Source organism: Fusibacter ferrireducens (assembly GCF_015352425.1).
Lineage (GTDB): Bacteria > Bacillota > Clostridia > Peptostreptococcales > Acidaminobacteraceae > Fusibacter_A > Fusibacter_A ferrireducens.
This window is the reverse complement of the sequence record NZ_JADKNH010000006.1, coordinates 176,090-193,570: the sequence shown is the minus strand read 5'-3', so window position 1 is coordinate 193,570 and position 17,481 is coordinate 176,090. Positions and strand designations below refer to the sequence as shown.

The following is a 17,481-nucleotide window of genomic DNA, read 5'->3' as shown; positions in this document are numbered from 1 at the left end:
AAAGATGAAAAAAAATATTTGGATGATTTTAATGATTGCGATTTTGACAGCACTAATGTTTGGATGTGCAAGTGAGACGACAACTGGAGAGACAAAAGAACTGGTTCAAGCGGAAAGTACACAGACTGCTGAGCAGGCACAATCAGCAAATCAAGACAGTCAGACGCCTGAGGAAAATGCAACCCAAACGGCTAATTCTGTTGAAGCCGTTGCAGCTGAGCCAGAAGTTGCGGCGTTAGACCGCTCTTTAGAGGGGACCGAACTCTTAAATTCTTTATCTCTGAGCAAACCCAAAAGTATGAGAATGGTTATGGAAACCAGTGCTTTTGGAACAAAGACAATGTCAACGATGTATTATGATGGCGATAATTCAAGGACAGAGACTGTAGTTGAAGGCGTTGGGACAAGTGTTGTCATCAATAATGCCAAAGAGAAAGTAATGTATAACTATGTTGAGGGCACAGGGCAAGGCGTTAAAATTATAGATGCTGATCTTGAATCGGCAGAAGATGCAGGCTTGATGATGGATATGAGTACTAAACTTGCAGAGCTCACTGATGCTTCTTCAGAGGCTATTTCTGCAAGGGTGGAAACACTTGATGGAGAAGAAGTTGTCTACATTGAAGCGACTGAAGCAGATGACGAAATGGGCAATGTGCTTGTAAAAATGTGGTATTCAACTCAATACAGCACACCTTTAAAATATGAGGTGATCGCTGGAGAGCAACCTATGATGACGCTTAAAGTGGTAGAAATAGAAAGCAATATAAAAGTAGATGCAAACCTGTTTCAACCGGCAAGTGATATTGAGTTTCAAGAGGTGAACATGGAAGCCATGATGAATATGATGGATTAAGTGTTTAGGCTTTTTTAAAAGTGGTGAGCTCAATTAAAAAAGTTGCCATTTTTGAACCGCTCCCAATAAGTCAGACGATCAGGTCTAACGCATTGGGAGCGGTTTATTTATGTGGCAACTTTTTCTAACCTCATTATGCTTTATCAGTATCTTCTGCTTTAACCGCATCCTCTGCTTTTTCTATTTCATCATCAACACTAGGCTCCGCAGGAGATTCTTCAGTGGTTTCAGAAGGTTCGGTCTCATCTTTATCGTCTTCACAACAACATTCATCATCGCAACAACAATCTTCATCACTATCGCCACAGCAGCATAGATCATCGCAACAATCGCCAAAAGGCAGTTTGTCTTTCAACGAAAGAAATGAGTGTTTAAGATCATTAAAACGATCCTTTAAAAGATCAGTTTCCTCTGAGAGTCTTTCCTTATACTCTGTTTCAGCGAGCTTTGGCAATACATATTTCTTAGCACAGTAACCTGCAACCGCACCAATCGCAAGGCCCACTAAAAGATTAGCCGTTTGTCTTTGTTCTGATCTTGCGAGCATATCTTCATAATATTTTCTTTCTTCTTCCATTTTCTTGGCATATTTAAACATACTAGAGTACCTCCATTTTTTTATCTGTTACCCTAATTATACGCAATTATCACAAAAATGTCTCATGATTTTAACTAAATAATATATAATGATAATATAGAAAAAGTTAAATTGGAGGAATGAAAGATGGTATATGTTTTTTTTGCAACAGGATTTGAAGAAGTTGAAGCGCTTGCCACTGTCGATGTTTTACGTCGTGCAGAAATAGATGTCAAAATGATCGGTATAAGTGGAAATGAAATCACGGGCGGGCATGGCATCACAGTTCAAATGGATGCAGAAATGGGTTCGATAACTCAAATGGAAAATGTAGAAATGATGGTTTTACCAGGGGGAGTTCCTGGTATTGATAATCTCAAAGCAAGCTTGGATTTAAAAGCGCTGATAAGCAATGGCTTTAAAAACGATTGCTATATTGCAGCGATTTGTGCAGCACCTTCGGTGCTCTATGATTGGGGCCTTATTGATCAAAAGAAAGTGACCGCTTATCCCAATTATTTAAAACAGTTGGATCAGTGCATCCAAATCGATGAAGCCGTTGTACAAGATGGCAAATTGATCACTGGTAAAGGTGTTGGCGTTGCCCTTGAATTTGCATTAAGACTTGTATCTGTGTTGAAAGGCGATGCATTTTCAGAACGCCTGAGAGCGAAAATGGTGATGCCCACAATTGAAAGCAGGTAAGCCATGTGTACAATTCTGTTTGCACTTAATCAACACCCCAAGTATAAATTAATTTATCTTGGCAATAGAGATGAATTTAAGTCTAGGCCCACTCAGCCGTCATGTTTTTGGGAAGATGCGCCCAATTTATTGGCAGGTAGGGATTTAAAAGCTTGTGGGACTTGGCTCGGCATTACGAGAGATAAAAAGTTGTCTTTTCTAACGAATCATAGAAACTTTAAACTCAACAGAGAAAATCAGTCCTCCAGAGGGGAACTCACTGTGGACTACTTAAGGGGCAACATGTCTGCGCTAGAATATTTGGAATGTGCGAGAAAAAAAAGGAACCAGTACAATCCCTATAATTTAGTGGCAGGTACAGTGGATGAGCTCTACTTTTACTCCAATGTTGAAGATCATATTGTCAAAGTCGAATCGGGCATTCATGGATTGAGTAATGCTTTCTTAGATACAGCTTGGTACAAGGTGGAAAAAGCCAAAAAAAGACTAAAGGGCCTTATTGAGCAGGACCAATTGGATTTAGAAGCCTGTTTTGAGATTTTAAAAGATTCTGAAATCCCCGCAGATGCGTATTTGCCAGATACGGGAATTGAAATTGCACTAGAACGTGATCTTTCTTCTATTTTTATAGATTTGGAGACTTATGGCACGATTTATCAAACGGTTATATTGGTGGATCAAGAGGATCAAGTGACTTATGTTGAGCGCTATTTGGATGAGCATTCAATTTGGCAAGAACAGACGGTCACGTTCTAAGTACATTTTAAATTTTGGAGGCGTGCGTTCAATTTTGAGACTTGCGCCAGTAGATATCAGATGAACCTTTGTTCTTTGTGCCTCTCGCTATGATTTCATCCTCTGTGATACCCGTGCCAACTGAGATGACGAGCTCATAATAATCATAGATCTCACCAAGAGAACCGATACCGGGACCTTTGATGTCAGAGTAAGTTGCAGAAGCCGCACCTGCAAGCGTTTTTACGACATCTATTGCTATTTCTTGACAGCGTTTTTCGCTTGTACCCGCTGCAACGAGAATACCGAAGCCTAGTGTTTCATTTTGCGGGATAATGTTTATGCGGGTGACATCATGATTTTTAAGGCCTTCTGTTGAAGTAATTTCAATCATGCTTTCTGTAATGGGATAGGCTTGTTCATCAGAATTTGTTTCACCGGGTTTAGAAGTGCCAAAAATTTGATCGGCACCTTCTAAAGCTTCTTTGCCTTCGAGATTGACATTGATATCTTCATAAGGATTGGAGAGCTTAAAGAGAAAAAAAACGGCTATGAGGACAAAAAAGAAAAACAGAGCCACTTTATAATTTAATTTAAAGGACTTTTTCTCGGGACTTACGGGTTCTGGATTGAGTTCTTTTATTTTACGTTCTAAGCGTTCTTGGATGGATTCAAATCGGCCTAAGGTTCCAGAAATTTGATCTTCCTGAATCAATTCCATTGCACGTTTACAAATGGAAAGTGCCTCATCGTAACGGTGTCTCTTTTCCAAAAGCCGGATGCCACTTTCATACGTTTTTGAAATTTTCGGGGTATAGTTTTCAAAGATTTCTTGATAAATGCCAAGTGCAATTTCTTCATTTATGAGTTCCATTTTTTGTGCTTTCTGAGTTAAATTGTAGAGTTCATTCATGCGTTCTGACATGTTAACACCTCATTCTTTGTAGTTATATAACCATTATCGGCACATTTAGATAAAATGTTAACAATAAATTTATAGATATGTACATTTTTAAAGTTGACTCAATTAATCGGATATATTATAATGAAGTAGATTTCATAGTAAATAACTAGGAATTGAAGGAGAGGATAATTTTGAAACTATCGACGAGAGGACGATATGGCCTTAAGGCAATGTTTGATTTGGCCATGCATTACGGCGAAGGGCCCATATCTTTAACGAGTATTTCTGAAAGACAAGCCATTTCGGTGAATTATTTGGAACAATTGATATCACCATTGCGTAAAGCAGGTCTTGTAAAGAGCATAAGGGGCGCTCAAGGTGGCTATATGCTTGCTAGACCAGCAGATAAAATTACGGTGGGTATCATTTTAACAACTTTAGAAGGTCCTCTTGCTCCTACAGACTGTGTTGTTGAGGATGATGATGGTGATGCTTGTGATCACTCTACGTATTGTGTCACGAAGGTCATTTACGAAAAGATATATGAAAGTATCACGAGTGTTGTCAATTCCATTACATTGCAGCACATGGTTGATGATTACGAACAAAATCGGGATAGCCTCATTATTGAGACGATCTGTGAATGTAAATAACATGTAACACCTATTCAACACTGGCGAGAAAGTATCAAATAATTAAGTTTATGAGGAGGGTTCTTATGAAAAAGATCTATATGGACTATTCAGCAACAACTCCAGTAAAGCAAGAAGTTTTAGATGCAATGATGCCTTACTTTACAGAAAATTTTGGTAATGCTTCAAGCATACATGCTTTTGGTCAAGATGCAAAACGTGCACTGGAGTCTGCGAGATCCACAATCGCAAAGACAATGGGAACGACACCAGAGACGGTCTATTTTACAGCGGGAGGGTCTGAATCTGACAATTGGGCGCTAAAAGGTGTTATGCGTGCCAATAAAGCTAAAGGCAACCACTTGATCACGACGACATTTGAACATCATGGTATTTTGCATACTTGTAAAGCACTTGAAAAAGAGGGTTTTGAAGTGACTTATCTTGAAGTGGATGCACAGGGGCGGATCAGCTTAGAAGCTCTTGAAGCTGCTATCACAGAAAAGACCGTCATGATTTCAATTATGTTCATCAACAATGAAATTGGCACTATGCAAGATATTAAAAGTATTGGTGAAATTGCGAGAAAGCACAAAGTAATTTTCCATACAGATGCGGTTCAGGCTTATGGCAATGTGCATATAGATGTAGAAGCGCTAAAAATAGATTTGATGAGTATTTCAAGCCACAAGATCTATGGTCCTAAGGGCGTAGGTGCGTTATATATTCGAAAAGGTATCAAAATTCAAAATCTTATTGAAGGTGGCGCTCAAGAACGCAATCGCAGAGCGGGCACTGAAAATATAGCAGGCATTATGGGCTTTGCAAAAGCGGCTGAACTCGCCGATGCGAATCTAGAAGAGCACATTGAGAGATTATCTGCTTTGAGAGATCGACTTGCAAAGGGCATTATCGAAAGTGTCGACTACTCGAGATACAACGGACATCCGACGGAAAGACATCCGGGCAATGTAAGTGTTTGTTTTGAATTTATTGAAGGTGAAGCCTTGCTGCTCAGCCTGAATGCAAAAGGCATCGCAGGCTCAAGTGGATCTGCTTGTACTTCAGGATCTCTAGACCCATCGCATGTGCTTTTGGCAATTGGTTTGCCGCATGAAATCGCACACGGTTCTTTGAGACTTTCCATTGGCGATTTCACAACTGAAGAAGATGTGGATTATGCAATTGAAGCTATAAAAGAAGTCGTTCATAAACTGAGAATGATGTCACCGCTATACGATAGAGTTTTGGGAGGAAAATAAGAATGTATACAGAAAAAGTTATGGATCATTTCATGAATCCTAGAAATGTTGGCGAAATTGAAAATGCGGATGGTGTGGGTGAAGTTGGCAACGTCAAGTGTGGCGACATTATGCGTATTTATATTAAAGTTAACGGCGACATCATAGAAGATGTCAAGTTTAAAACTTTTGGGTGTGGTTCTGCAATTGCGGCATCTTCAGTGGCAACAGAACTCATCATGGGCAAGACGGTTGAAGAAGCTTTAAAGCTCACGAACAAACAAGTGGTAGATGAACTTGGAGGACTTCCTCCTGTGAAAATTCACTGTTCAGTTCTAGCAGAGCAAGCTTTAAAAGCTGCCATTTATGATTATGCTACTAAAAATGATTTGCATTATGAGGCTTTAAAAGATTTTGATCCAAATGAAGATCACGATCATCATGATGTTGTAGATATAGAATTTTAAAAAAGACTTTATTTTTAAAAAAACTGTGATAAACTATTTATAATGAGAATATGTAATCGCTATGACGAAGAGGAGTAAATCACAACTTTAGAGAGAATTCTCTTGCTGAAATGAATTCATCGTGATCGAAGCAGCTTCTGAGCTCAAATATTGAACGAATAGTAGATGTTTGCGATTTGCAATCGTTATTTTGCAGTTTACCTTTAAGAGTGATTGATGTCTTCGGATGTCTTTAAGTAGGGTGGTACCGCGATGTTGTCGTCCCTACAGCTTTTGAAGGTTTTTTTGTTTTTTGAGAAAATGTGGACTCAAGTTATAGGATAAAATTTTTAGGAGGCTTAAACAATGAAATCTATGGGATTAAATGAGATAAGAAAAGCATTTTTGGATTTTTATGAATCTAAGGATCACTATGTAACATCGAGTTACTCTCTTGTACCACAGGGAGATAAGAGCTTATTGCTTGTAAATGCAGGGATGCAACCTTTAAAAAAATACTTTATGGGCACTGAAATGCCCCCAAAACCACGTATGGCAACTTGTCAAAAGTGTATTAGAACAGGGGATATTGAAAATGTAGGTGTCACTGCTAGACATGCAACTTTTTTTGAGATGCTCGGCAATTTTTCTTTTGGCGATTACTTCAAAGAAGGCTCCATCCGATTTGGATGGGAATTTATCACAGAAGTGTTAGAACTTCCAGTGGATAAGTTATGGCCGTCTGTCTATTTTGAAGACGATGAGGCTTTTACAATTTGGAGAGATGTCATTGGTATTCCAGAAGAGAAAATAACAAGATTGGGAAAAGAAGATAACTTTTGGGAAATTGGAACAGGCCCTTGTGGTCCTTGTTCGGAGATATATTTTGATCGTGGCCCCGAATATGGTTGTGGTGATCCAGATTGTAAACCGGGTTGTGAATGCGAGCGCTTTTTAGAGTTTTGGAATCATGTCTTCACTCAATATGACAAGGATGATCAGGGCAATTATAACTTGCTTGAAAATCCAAATATTGACACCGGCATGGGGCTTGAAAGAATTGCGTGTATCATGCAGGATGTGGATACTATTTTTGAAGTGGACACGATAAAATCTATCAGAGACGCAGTTATTTCAATGTGCAATGTGGTTTATGGCGAAAACAGAAAACAAGATATTTCTATACGCATTATCACAGACCATGTGAAGGCGATCACTTTCATGGTGGGTGATGGCATTATGCCAAACAATGAAGGCAGGGGCTATGTGCTTAGAAGACTTCTCAGAAGAGCTGCGCGACATGCTAAAATGCTCGGCCTCACAGGGAATGTGCTCACAGAACTTGTGGACTCGGTAATGGCGGCTTACGGCGAGAGTTATCCAAACCTCTTGGCTAGAAAAGACTATATTAAAAAGATTATCTCTGTCGAAGAAGAAAGATTCCAAACGACCATTGATCAAGGATTGGCAATTTTAACTGCGTATATAGAGGAAATGGAATCTAATCAAGAAGAGACCAAAGTGCTCAGTGGGGAGAAGGCCTTTAGATTATATGACACCTATGGCTTTCCACTTGAACTGACGCTTGAAATATTAGAGGAACACCAGATGACAGTCGATGAAGAGTCTTTTAAAGCACAAATGACCATGCAAAAAGAACGTGCTAGAAGTGCGAGAGGTTCAGGTGATGAACTTGGTTGGGCACAAGATGCGCTTGGTCAATTGCCAAAAGATATGGCAAGTGAGTTCGTTGGATATGATCAGACAGAAGTGGAATCCAAAATTATAGCAATTGTTGGAGAGTCGCTACTAGATGAGGCTTTTGAAGGTATGGAAGTCAGTGTGGTTCTCGATCGAACACCTTTTTATCCTGAGGGCGGTGGACAGGTCTTTGATACGGGTAAATTATCCACAGCTGAATTTGAAGCAGAGGTAGAAGAAACTCGAAAAAGTGTTGGTAAATTAATAGCACTTCATGTTAAAGTAAATAGAGGCAGTATTAAAGTAGGCGATATGGTGCACGCTTCTGTTGACTTAGAAAGAAGACTTGCAATTGCAAGAAATCATTCTACAACCCATCTCCTGCACAAAGCGCTTAGAGAAGTTTTAGGAACGCATGTGGAACAGGCGGGGTCCTTGGTTTCGCCTGAGCGATTGAGATTTGATTTTTCGCATTTTGAAGCCGTGTCCTACGAGGACCTTCAAAAAATAGAGACGCGTGTCAATGATCAAATTTTAAAAATGCTCCCGATTCAAACGGAGAATATGAGTATTGATGCAGCTAGAGCTAAAGGGGCTATGGCACTCTTTGGAGAGAAATATGGCGATAAGGTGCGCGTGGTGACTATGGGCGACTACAGCATCGAACTCTGTGGCGGAACACATCTTAAAAATACAGCTGAGGCGGGTCTTTTCAAAATCGTCAGTGAAACAGGTGTAGCAGCTGGCGTTAGAAGAATTGAAGCCATCACAGGCGAAAATGTTTATAAAATGTTAACACAACTTGATGGAAAAATTCAACTGCTTTCTGATATGCTTAAGACGAATCAAAACGATTTGGAAAAGAGGGTTGAAACCTTGATTCTAGAATTGAAACAATCTCAGAGAGAGAATGAAAAATTAAAAAATAAATTGGTAACAAGTGATATAGATGGTCTTATTCAAGGGGCTAAAGTCATTCAAGGAATGAATGTCATTACGGCTGATTTTACGGGCATAGACATGACTACTTTAAGAAATTTGACAGATCAACTTAAAACGAAGCTTGAAAATAGTGTTGTGGTACTTGCAAATACAAGTGGAGATAAAGTGGAGTTCTTGGCAGTGGTTTCTGACGAAGCCGTTAAGCTGGGCGCTCATGCAGGCAATCTCATCAGAGAAGTTGCCAAAGTTGCTGGTGGCGGTGGTGGTGGTAAACCAAACATGGCTCAAGCGGGTGGCAAACATCCTGAAAAAGTTAAAGAAGCACTTGCAAAAGTTTATGAGTTATTATCATAAATCGGGTATAGTATAGATATAGGCATTTGGTGAAGGGGGTTTTTACATGAAAAACACGATGAAATTCAGTGTTGAAGACTATTTGGAACAAGGCAATCAGAAGGATATTTTACTCTATGTTTTTAAAGCACTTGAAGAAAAAGGTTATAATCCTGTAAATCAACTGGTGGGTTATTTGCTCTCTGGCGATCCAACTTATATCACAACATATAATGATGCCAGGACGATGATCAAAAAAGTGGAAAGAGATGAAATCCTTGAGGAACTCTTAACACATTATATGGAATGCGTTAAGAAGTAAGATGCAGCGTAAAGAACTTGGGAAAACGGGCATCAAAGTATCCAAACTATGTTTTGGAAGTCTTACAATGGGCCCTCTTCAGCGAAATTTATCACCTGAAGAGGGGGCCTCTCTTATTCGGTATGGATATGAACGAGGCATTAACTTTTTAGATTCGGCTGAACTCTATGAGACTTACCCACACATCAATAAAGCGTTAAAACATATAGATCGTTCTGACTATGTCATAGCGAGTAAGTGTTATGCCTATTCAAAAGAAACGGCTGAAGAGAGTTTTGAAAAGGCGCTCAAAGGCCTTGGAACGGAATATATAGATATTTTTATGCTCCATGAACAGACCAGCGGCCTTACGATAAAAGGACACTATGAAGCGATTGAATACTTTTTGAAGATGAAATCGCAAGGTAAAATAAGAGCCTTCGGTATATCAACGCACTATGTTGAAGCGGTAAGAGCGGCACTTAAATACCCTGAAATTGAAGTCATACATCCCATTGTAAACATGAATGGACTTGGAATACAAGATGGTTCTATGGATGAGATGTATGAGGCTTTAAAAAGCTTTAAAAAAAGTGGGGGCGGTATTTATGGCATGAAGCCGTTAGGTGGCGGCAATCTGCTTTCGAATGTGGATGCTTGTTTTGATTATGTCCTAAATTTGGAGATTTTGGATTCGATTGCATTTGGCATGCAGTCATTTGACGAGATCGATTACAATGTAAAAAAGATTAATGGGGAAACTGTAGATGCATCTCTAGCAGAGCGTTTAAGAGGCCATTCCAAACAGCTTCAAATTGCAGAGTGGTGTATTGGTTGCGGTGCATGCGTAGAGAAGTGCGATCATAAAGCCCTTGAATTGAATCGGGGGAAGATTCACATTAATCGTTCAAAATGCGTGCTATGTGGCTATTGTGCATCTGTTTGTCCTGAGTTTTGCATCAAAGTGTACTAAATGAGAAATGTTATCATTATTTTTGAATACTATTGTTATTTTGAAAATATTCGGTTATACTGGAGGATATGAATTAATGAGATATATGGGACTAGATGTAGGTGACAGAACCATTGGTGTAGCCATAAGCGATGCGCTTAAAATAACAGCACAGGGTAAAGAAACTATTTTTAGGCAAAGTATTAAACAAGATATTGATCGATTGGTGGATCTCATTGTGGAGTATGAAGTCACTAGAATTATCCCGGGACTTCCTAAAAATATGAATGGCACTTTGGGGCCACAAGGTGAAAAAACACAGGATTTTATCAAAAAACTTGAAAAAAAAATCAAATATTCGGATCGCATTCAGCGTGATGTTGAAATTATATTCTGGGATGAACGCCTGACTACTATTGGGGCCCAAAAGATGTTGATACAAGCTGATGTGAGTAGGCAAAAGCGAAAGACCGTAATCGATAAAATTGCAGCGCAATTGATTTTGCAAGGTTATTTGGACAGTCTTCCAAGAGAATAAATGTAACTTAAAATAGAACTATACATGGATATGGCCAAGCGCATAGCCCATGTTAAGGATAAATATTAAAAAGATAGAGGTGTAAAATGAAAAAAGAAGAAAACTTGTTCGAAGTTGTGGACACGCATGACCATGGTCATGAAGATGTCGTGGAGCTGTTTGACGAGAATGGCAAAGCGGTAAAATTCAATATCATTGCAACTTTGGAACTCGATGAGCAAGAGTATGCTATTCTTTCCAATGTTGAAGATGAGGATGAGGTGCTCATCTTTAAAGTGACGGAAGAAGATGCAGAATTTGTCTTTGAAACGATTTCAGATGAAGAAGAACTTGAATCTGTGATTCAGGCTTACAATGAATTGATGGATGAGATGGACGGAGAAGAAGACGAAGAGTAGCAGAGTATTGTCGGATTGTTGTCAATATGTTAAAATTTTAAAAAAAGTATTGAGGTGTTAAAATGAATTCATGTCATGAAGCATATAAACTAAAATTAAAAGAGTCCGGATATAAACTTACGCCGCAACGTCTTGCTATTATCCATGCGATTGAAGAAAACAAAGGAAGACATCTTAATACAGAAGAAATATATGATATCGTTAAACAAAGGAATCCAGAAATGGGACTGGCTACAGTTTATAGGACGTTACAAATGTTAGAGGAATTAGAGGTTGTGACCTCTTTAAATCTCGAGGACGGCTGTGTAAGATACGAATTGTATTGTGATGATGGTTCGCATCATCACCATCATTTGATTTGTTCGAATTGTAGTGCAGTAATAGAAGTAGAAGGAGATTTACTTGATCAACTCGAAGCTAAAATAGAAAAAGAATATGATTTTAAGATTGTTGATCATAAATTGAAATTCTATGGCTTATGTAGTAAATGTAAAAACCTTGTTTGATACAGGGTTTATTTTTCGTATATAAAACTCATTGATCGGCCTTTGTCATATCACGCAAAAATTAGAGAGGTGAAATTATGACAAATCAAAAAATTGAAAATAAAAATAAGAATGTAAGTGTAAATGAAAACAACAATAAAACTGAAATGGTTGAAAAAACACAATCAGCTAAGCAACAGACGACAAAAAAAGTACGCGAAAGAAAACCTGCTTCAAAAAAAGAAACCTCAAATAATGAGGCAACAGGTGAGAGTTCGAAACAGAAAAAAGCGCCACAGCAGGCGGCTCAACAAGTTTCCGCTCAGAATGGTCAACAAAATCGCAATAACACTCAAAAGAAGAAAAAAACGACGTCACCAGCAACACCGATGGCAGAAAGTCCTGTAATAAATGAATCCCCATTAAAGATTATCCCGCTTGGTGGTCTTAATGAAATTGGCAAGAATATGACTGTAATCCAATATGAAGATGACATATTTGTCATTGACAGTGGATTGGCGTTTCCAGAAGAAGAACTGCTTGGAATCGATGTGGTCATTCCAGATATCACTTACCTTAAAAAGAATCTTTCTAAGATAAGAGGTATCGTGATCACGCATGGGCATGAGGATCATATTGGTGCACTGCCCTATGTTTTAAAAGAAATCAATGTACCTGTTTATGGCACAAGATTGACGTTGGGGCTTGTCGAAAACAAACTTAAAGAGCATAAGCTCAACGATATAAAACTCGTCACAATTGTACCGGGTCAAATTATAAAATTGGGTGTATTTGAAGTGGAGCCCATAAGGGTTTGTCACAGTATTGCAGATGCAGTTGCATATGCGATTAAGACGCCGTATGGTAAAATTGTACACACAGGTGATTTTAAAATTGACTTCACGCCAATTGATGGACAAAAAATGGATCTTTCAAGATTTGCAAGACTTGGTGATGAGGGGGTATTAGCACTCCTTGCAGATAGTACAAATGTCGTAAGGGAAGGTTACACCATGAGTGAAAGCACTGTGGGAGAGACTTTTGAGGACATTTTTAAACATGCAGAAGCAAGGATTATTGTGGCGTCATTTGCCTCTAATATTCACAGATTACAGCAGATTATCAATGCAGCTTATCTGAATAACAGACGTGTTGCCTTTTCGGGTAGAAGCATGGTGAATGTCTCTAACGTCGCTATGGAACTCGGTTATTTAAAATTGCCGGAAGACATCATTGTGGATGTTAAAGACATCGATCGATATCCAGAAAATGAAATTGTCGTCATCACTACAGGTTCACAAGGCGAACCGATGAGTGCGCTTGCAAGAATGGCGAATTCAGAACACAGAAGTATGGAAATCGTGCCTGGAGACTTGGTTATTTTATCTTCTTCCCCTATACCTGGTAATGAAAAAAGTGTGAGTAAAATTATCAACCAATTGACCAAAAAAGGGGCGAAAATGATTTATGAATCGCTTGCGGACGTTCATGTATCCGGACATGCGAAACAGGAAGAATTGAAGCTCATGCACGCACTTGTAAGACCAAAATACTTTTTACCTGTTCATGGAGAATATGTTCACCTTGATAGACATAAAAGGTTGGCGCAGGAAATGGGGATGAATTCTAATAATATATTCATTTTGAGCAATGGAGGCGTTCTTGAGTTCACCTCTAAAACAGCTAAAATTGGTAAATCAGTACCTGCGGGTCGCGTATTTATCGATGGACTTGGCGTCGGAGATGTGGGCAACATCGTCTTAAGAGATCGAAAACATCTCTCTGAAGATGGGTTAATCATCATCGTTGTAGCGTTATCCAGCACCACTGGAGAGCTCGTCAATGGACCTGATTTGATTTCAAGAGGATTTGTCTACGTGAGAGAATCCGAAATTTTAATGGATGGTGCACGCAAGGTAGTTGATGCCGAAATCAATAAATGCTTAAATAAAAATATTAAAGATTGGGCGACTTTAAAGTCATCTGTTAGGGATGCGTTGAGTCAGTATATCTATCAAAATACAAAGCGTTCACCAATGATTTTACCGATTTTTATGGAAGTTTAATCCCTGCAACAACTTAAATCGTGTATTTAAGTTGTTGCCACAACAATTTGGCTACTTAAAATATGCTATCAATATTTTATAAAAGGGGTCCATATGAAAAAAATTTATATCATAGCACTCTTGGCAATGGTCTTACTGTTGCCAGGTTGTGCCACTATTTTAGAAAAATATAATGAACCTGTTAACCCTGAAAATACCGATGAAATTTTAGTTGCGGTGCCTAAAGGGGCTTCAACGACGAGTATTGCAAATTTGCTTCTTGAACATGAACTCATTCAAAATGTCAATGCTTTTAAGGCAAAGGCCAAAACACTTGAACTCGATGGCAAGATGAAAGCGGGAGATTATATGCTCTCTCAATCCATGTCATCTGAGGCGATCATTAGAAAAATTGCAAGTGGTGAAGTATACGAGGACAACGTCAAGTTTACGATTCCAGAAGGTTTTGAAACAAGACAGATCATTGATAAATTGGTTGAAGAAGGGATTGCAGATCGAGAAGCCCTCATACAAGTTTTAGAGAATGAACCCTTTGAGTATCCTTTTTTAGAAAATGTAGATCGCAGTTACCGTTTAGAAGGGTATTTGTTTCCAGATACTTATATTGTCAAGCGTGGTTCAAGTGAAAAAGAAATCGTTTCAAAGATGTTAAACCGATTTAACGAGATCTTTAAACCGGAATATTATGATAGAGCTAAAGCATTGGACATGTCTGTGGATGAAGTGGTCACATTGGCATCCATAATAGAGAGAGAAACCAAGCTCGCAGAGGAACGTCCTGTTGTCTCAAGTGTCTTTCACAACAGAATTGACCAGAAGATGATGTTGCAATCCTGTGCAACCATACAATATGTATTAAAAGAGCGCAAGGATCGCCTGACTTATGACGATCTTGAAATCGTATCCCCTTTTAATACTTATCAACATGCAGGATTGACACCAGCGCCTATTGCATCGCCTGGAGAACAATCAATTATCGCCGCTCTGTATCCGGCGGATACCAACTATCTTTATTTTGTCACCACAGAAAAGAATGATGGGTCGCACTACTTTAATGAGACTTTAGCAGGGCATAATAGAGATAAAGAAAAAGGTAAGGGCAACTAATGGAATCTAAAATAGTGGATCAGTACGTCGAAAAATATATCAGGAGTTTACTGCCTGAACACACAGGTCTTTTAGAAGAGTTGGAAGCATTTGCTGCACTTCATAGAGTGCCCATCATACATCCTGAAATTGCTCAGTATATGAAAGTTTTCTTAGGGATTGTAAAACCTGTGCGCATTTTAGAGATTGGAACGGCTATAGGTTACTCCGCTTCCATTTTTGCAACAAGTATGCAAAGCGGTCATATTGATACGATTGAGCTCAATGAAGTCATGGCTGAAAAGGCAAAAGAGACATTCGAAAGATTGAACGAGAGTGTTCCAAATGTTTCGGTATCGATTCATCTCGGCGATGCTAAAGATGTAATAAAAACACTTGAAGGCCCTTATGACATGATCTTTATCGATGCTGCAAAAGGACATTATCAGACTTTTTTTGAAACGGCTTATGATTTATTATCTGAAACGGGCGTTATTGTTTCGGATAACGTTTTGTATAAAGGGATGGTTGCAACCAATGAATACTTGGTAAGGCGCAAAATTACGATTGTAAAGCGCATGAGAAAATATCTCGAGTTCATTACCACACATCCTAATCTTGAAACGACTGTTCTCACAATGGGGGATGGTCTTGCAGTGAGTTATAAGAAGGGAAAGACGAATGAATAAAGTTGAGTTGTTAGCACCAGCAGGAGATTTAGATAAGCTCAAATATGCTATAATCTATGGCGCTGATGCTGTCTATATTGGCGGACAGACGTTTGGACTTAGAGCTGCAGCTAAAAATTTTTCTATTGAACAGATGAAAGAGGGCATTGAATTTGCACATTCGTATGGTCGAAGAGTCTTTCTGACGTTAAATATTATTCCGCATAATGAGGATATAAAAGATTTGGAGATGTATATCGAAGAGATCAAAGACCTAGGTCTCGACGCAGTTATTCTATCCGATCCTGGAACTTTTATGTTCGTTAAACAGCATGCGCCTGAGCTAGAGATACATTTGAGCACTCAAGCCAATAATACGAATTATATGAGTGCGAATTTTTGGCATGAACAAGGCGTTAAACGCGTTATTTTAGCACGGGAATTGTCATTCGATGAGATCTCTGAAATAAGACTTAAAACACCTCCAACGCTTGAAATTGAGGCTTTTATACATGGTGCGATGTGTATTTCATATTCGGGAAGATGTCTTTTGAGCAACTATCTTAACAATAGAGATGCCAACAGAGGTGCGTGTTCTCAACCGTGTAGATGGGAATATCAATTGGTTGAGGTAAACCGTCCTGGGGAATATATACCTATAGAGGAAACCGACAAGGGCACATTCTTTTTCAACTCAAAAGATCTTTGCATGATAGAACACATTCCTGAACTCATAAATTCTGGCCTCAACAGCCTCAAAATTGAAGGCAGAATGAAAACGGTCTACTATGTAGCCAATATAGTGAGGGCCTATAGAGAAGCCATTGATGCTTATTATAGAGATCCAGAAGGCTATCAATACAATCCTGAATGGTTTGATGAAATTAGAAAGGCTTCTCATCGTGAATTTACAAAAGGCTTTTATCAAAACAAACCCACTGATAAAGACCAACTCTATACGTCAAGTTCTTATATAAGAGAATATGATTTTATAGGAGTGGTTAAATCTTATGATCCAGAGACTAAAATGGCAACTGTTGAGCAAAGAAATCATTTCAGTGTAGGCGATAAAATCGAAATTATCGGACCTAATTATTATAGTGCGGATCAAACGATAGAACAGATTATTAATGATAAAGGTGAGTCGGTTGAAAAAGCCCCTCATGCTCAGCAAGTGATTAAAATACCTGTGGCATCTGAGGTTAAGCCTTATTATATATTAAGAAAACCTAAGGAGGGTCTCCATGACTAAGCCAATCGTTATCGGTGTTGCAGGAGGAACAGGCTCTGGTAAGAGTACTGTTGCAAAAGCTATTTTCCAGTCCTTGCCGGATGAAAATATTTTGATTATAGAGCAAGATGCTTACTATAGAGATCAGAGTGATCTCACCTATGAGGAACGCGTTAAGACCAACTATGATCATCCTCTTGCATTCGATACGAGTTTATTGATTGAACACATTCACGATCTTTGCAATCACAAGACCATTCAAAAACCCATCTACAATTTTTCTAAGCACAATCGAGAGCTAGAATCTATAAAAGTCTGTCCTAGAGATATTATCATTGTAGAGGGCATCATGATTCTCGAAGATAAGCAGTTGAGAGATTTGATGGATATTAAGATATTTGTGGATACGGATGCGGATGTGCGTATTATCAGACGCATTACAAGAGATATCAATGAAAGGGGCAGAACTTTAGAATCTGTAATTGAACAGTATCTAAAAACGGTTAAGCCCGCTCACGAGCAATTTATTGAACCCACAAAGAAATACGCGGATATTATTATCCCAGAAGGTGGCTATAATAAGGTTGCCATTGATATTATGACTACCAAAGTAACATCAATTATTCAAGAAAAAAATAAGAAGATTTAGCAGTGGTTGTCACCACTGCTTTTCAAATAGAAAGG

The 17,481-nt window shown here is 38.7% G+C and carries 19 protein-coding genes and 1 other annotated feature; of the genes, 17 read left to right on the top strand and 2 right to left on the bottom strand.

Annotation, left to right across the window (positions count from 1 at the left end):
* Positions 1-4 precede the first annotated feature (4 nt).
* Positions 5-856, top strand: coding sequence for a hypothetical protein (locus ISU02_RS11280; protein ID WP_194701950.1), 852 nt, complete (start codon positions 5-7; stop codon positions 854-856).
* Between the two features lie 133 nt (positions 857-989).
* Here ISU02_RS11280 and ISU02_RS11275 read toward each other — a convergent pair whose 3' ends face one another.
* On the bottom strand, positions 990-1,454 hold the full coding sequence (locus tag ISU02_RS11275) for a hypothetical protein (protein ID WP_194701949.1): 465 nt from the start codon (positions 1,452-1,454) through the stop codon (positions 990-992).
* Positions 1,455-1,580: 126 nt separating this feature from the next.
* Between ISU02_RS11275 and ISU02_RS11270 the strand changes: the two genes are divergently transcribed.
* Both ISU02_RS11270 and ISU02_RS11265 read left to right on the top strand, forming a co-directional pair.
* On the top strand, positions 1,581-2,138 hold the full coding sequence (locus tag ISU02_RS11270) for a DJ-1 family glyoxalase III (protein WP_194701948.1): 558 nt from the start codon (positions 1,581-1,583) through the stop codon (positions 2,136-2,138).
* A gap of 3 nt (positions 2,139-2,141) precedes the next feature.
* Positions 2,142-2,894, top strand: coding sequence for an NRDE family protein (locus ISU02_RS11265; protein ID WP_194701947.1), 753 nt, complete (start codon positions 2,142-2,144; stop codon positions 2,892-2,894).
* A gap of 28 nt (positions 2,895-2,922) precedes the next feature.
* Here ISU02_RS11265 and ISU02_RS11260 read toward each other — a convergent pair whose 3' ends face one another.
* Positions 2,923-3,798, bottom strand: coding sequence for a hypothetical protein (locus ISU02_RS11260; protein ID WP_194701946.1), 876 nt, complete (start codon positions 3,796-3,798; stop codon positions 2,923-2,925).
* 170 nt (positions 3,799-3,968) lie between these two features.
* Between ISU02_RS11260 and ISU02_RS11255 the strand changes: the two genes are divergently transcribed.
* The 14 genes from ISU02_RS11255 to udk all read left to right on the top strand — a co-directional run bounded on the left by ISU02_RS11255 (position 3,969) and on the right by udk (position 17,446).
* Positions 3,969-4,430, top strand: coding sequence for an RrF2 family transcriptional regulator (locus tag ISU02_RS11255; RefSeq protein WP_194701945.1), 462 nt, complete (start codon positions 3,969-3,971; stop codon positions 4,428-4,430).
* A gap of 65 nt (positions 4,431-4,495) precedes the next feature.
* Positions 4,496-5,671, top strand: coding sequence for a cysteine desulfurase NifS (gene nifS, locus ISU02_RS11250; RefSeq protein ID WP_194701944.1), 1,176 nt, complete (start codon positions 4,496-4,498; stop codon positions 5,669-5,671).
* Between the two features lie 2 nt (positions 5,672-5,673).
* Positions 5,674-6,117 (top strand): Fe-S cluster assembly scaffold protein NifU, encoded by a 444-nt coding sequence (gene nifU, locus ISU02_RS11245; protein WP_194701943.1) that lies wholly within the window; start codon positions 5,674-5,676, stop codon positions 6,115-6,117.
* A 52-nt stretch (positions 6,118-6,169) separates the two neighbouring features.
* Positions 6,170-6,386 (top strand) — a binding site (T-box leader).
* 76 nt (positions 6,387-6,462) lie between these two features.
* Positions 6,463-9,093 (top strand): alanine--tRNA ligase, encoded by a 2,631-nt coding sequence (gene alaS, locus ISU02_RS11240; RefSeq protein WP_194701942.1) that lies wholly within the window; start codon positions 6,463-6,465, stop codon positions 9,091-9,093.
* A gap of 46 nt (positions 9,094-9,139) precedes the next feature.
* A complete protein-coding gene (locus tag ISU02_RS11235) occupies positions 9,140-9,394 on the top strand; it encodes an IreB family regulatory phosphoprotein (protein WP_194701941.1) in 255 nt (84 codons plus the stop codon).
* A gap of 1 nt (position 9,395) precedes the next feature.
* Positions 9,396-10,346 (top strand): aldo/keto reductase, encoded by a 951-nt coding sequence (locus ISU02_RS11230; protein ID WP_194701940.1) that lies wholly within the window; start codon positions 9,396-9,398, stop codon positions 10,344-10,346.
* Positions 10,347-10,422: 76 nt separating this feature from the next.
* Complete coding sequence (gene ruvX, locus ISU02_RS11225) at positions 10,423-10,863, top strand: Holliday junction resolvase RuvX (RefSeq protein ID WP_194701939.1); 441 nt, start codon at positions 10,423-10,425, stop codon at positions 10,861-10,863.
* Between the two features lie 86 nt (positions 10,864-10,949).
* A complete protein-coding gene (locus ISU02_RS11220; RefSeq protein WP_194701938.1) occupies positions 10,950-11,261 on the top strand; it encodes a DUF1292 domain-containing protein in 312 nt (103 codons plus the stop codon).
* 62 nt (positions 11,262-11,323) lie between these two features.
* Positions 11,324-11,767 (top strand): Fur family transcriptional regulator, encoded by a 444-nt coding sequence (locus ISU02_RS11215; protein ID WP_194701937.1) that lies wholly within the window; start codon positions 11,324-11,326, stop codon positions 11,765-11,767.
* A gap of 368 nt (positions 11,768-12,135) precedes the next feature.
* Positions 12,136-13,812 (top strand): ribonuclease J, encoded by a 1,677-nt coding sequence (locus ISU02_RS11210; protein ID WP_194702068.1) that lies wholly within the window; start codon positions 12,136-12,138, stop codon positions 13,810-13,812.
* 93 nt (positions 13,813-13,905) lie between these two features.
* Positions 13,906-14,919 (top strand): endolytic transglycosylase MltG, encoded by a 1,014-nt coding sequence (gene mltG / locus ISU02_RS11205; protein WP_194701936.1) that lies wholly within the window; start codon positions 13,906-13,908, stop codon positions 14,917-14,919.
* Positions 14,919-15,587 (top strand): O-methyltransferase, encoded by a 669-nt coding sequence (locus ISU02_RS11200; protein WP_194701935.1) that lies wholly within the window; start codon positions 14,919-14,921, stop codon positions 15,585-15,587. Before mltG ends, ISU02_RS11200 begins: the two co-directional genes overlap by 1 nt.
* On the top strand, positions 15,580-16,818 hold the full coding sequence (locus ISU02_RS11195) for a peptidase U32 family protein (RefSeq protein ID WP_194701934.1): 1,239 nt from the start codon (positions 15,580-15,582) through the stop codon (positions 16,816-16,818). The genes ISU02_RS11200 and ISU02_RS11195 overlap by 8 nt, the downstream gene beginning before the upstream one ends.
* Positions 16,811-17,446, top strand: coding sequence for a uridine kinase (udk, locus tag ISU02_RS11190; RefSeq protein WP_194701933.1), 636 nt, complete (start codon positions 16,811-16,813; stop codon positions 17,444-17,446). The genes ISU02_RS11195 and udk overlap by 8 nt, the downstream gene beginning before the upstream one ends.
* Positions 17,447-17,481 lie beyond the last annotated feature (35 nt).

Excerpts from the sequence above, each read along its gene's own strand:
- ISU02_RS11215 (WP_194701937.1), top strand. The coding sequence starts at position 11,324 with ATGAATTCATGTCATGAAGCATATAAACTAAAATTAAAAGAGTCCGGA.
- ISU02_RS11210 (WP_194702068.1), top strand. The coding sequence starts at position 12,136 with ATGGCAGAAAGTCCTGTAATAAATGAATCCCCATTAAAGATTATCCCG.
- ISU02_RS11200 (WP_194701935.1), top strand. The coding sequence starts at position 14,919 with ATGGAATCTAAAATAGTGGATCAGTACGTCGAAAAATATATCAGGAGT.
- ruvX (WP_194701939.1), top strand. The coding sequence starts at position 10,423 with ATGAGATATATGGGACTAGATGTAGGTGACAGAACCATTGGTGTAGCC.
- ISU02_RS11220 (WP_194701938.1), top strand. The coding sequence starts at position 10,950 with ATGAAAAAAGAAGAAAACTTGTTCGAAGTTGTGGACACGCATGACCAT.
- ISU02_RS11275 (WP_194701949.1), bottom strand. The coding sequence starts at position 1,454 with ATGTTTAAATATGCCAAGAAAATGGAAGAAGAAAGAAAATATTATGAA.
- nifU (WP_194701943.1), top strand. The coding sequence starts at position 5,674 with ATGTATACAGAAAAAGTTATGGATCATTTCATGAATCCTAGAAATGTT.
- ISU02_RS11265 (WP_194701947.1), top strand. The coding sequence starts at position 2,142 with ATGTGTACAATTCTGTTTGCACTTAATCAACACCCCAAGTATAAATTA.
- ISU02_RS11270 (WP_194701948.1), top strand. The coding sequence starts at position 1,581 with ATGGTATATGTTTTTTTTGCAACAGGATTTGAAGAAGTTGAAGCGCTT.
- ISU02_RS11230 (WP_194701940.1), top strand. The coding sequence starts at position 9,396 with ATGCAGCGTAAAGAACTTGGGAAAACGGGCATCAAAGTATCCAAACTA.
- udk (WP_194701933.1), top strand. The coding sequence starts at position 16,811 with ATGACTAAGCCAATCGTTATCGGTGTTGCAGGAGGAACAGGCTCTGGT.
- alaS (WP_194701942.1), top strand. The coding sequence starts at position 6,463 with ATGAAATCTATGGGATTAAATGAGATAAGAAAAGCATTTTTGGATTTT.
- ISU02_RS11280 (WP_194701950.1), top strand. The coding sequence starts at position 5 with ATGAAAAAAAATATTTGGATGATTTTAATGATTGCGATTTTGACAGCA.
- ISU02_RS11260 (WP_194701946.1), bottom strand. The coding sequence starts at position 3,798 with ATGTCAGAACGCATGAATGAACTCTACAATTTAACTCAGAAAGCACAA.
- mltG (WP_194701936.1), top strand. The coding sequence starts at position 13,906 with ATGAAAAAAATTTATATCATAGCACTCTTGGCAATGGTCTTACTGTTG.
- nifS (WP_194701944.1), top strand. The coding sequence starts at position 4,496 with ATGAAAAAGATCTATATGGACTATTCAGCAACAACTCCAGTAAAGCAA.
- ISU02_RS11195 (WP_194701934.1), top strand. The coding sequence starts at position 15,580 with ATGAATAAAGTTGAGTTGTTAGCACCAGCAGGAGATTTAGATAAGCTC.
- ISU02_RS11235 (WP_194701941.1), top strand. The coding sequence starts at position 9,140 with ATGAAAAACACGATGAAATTCAGTGTTGAAGACTATTTGGAACAAGGC.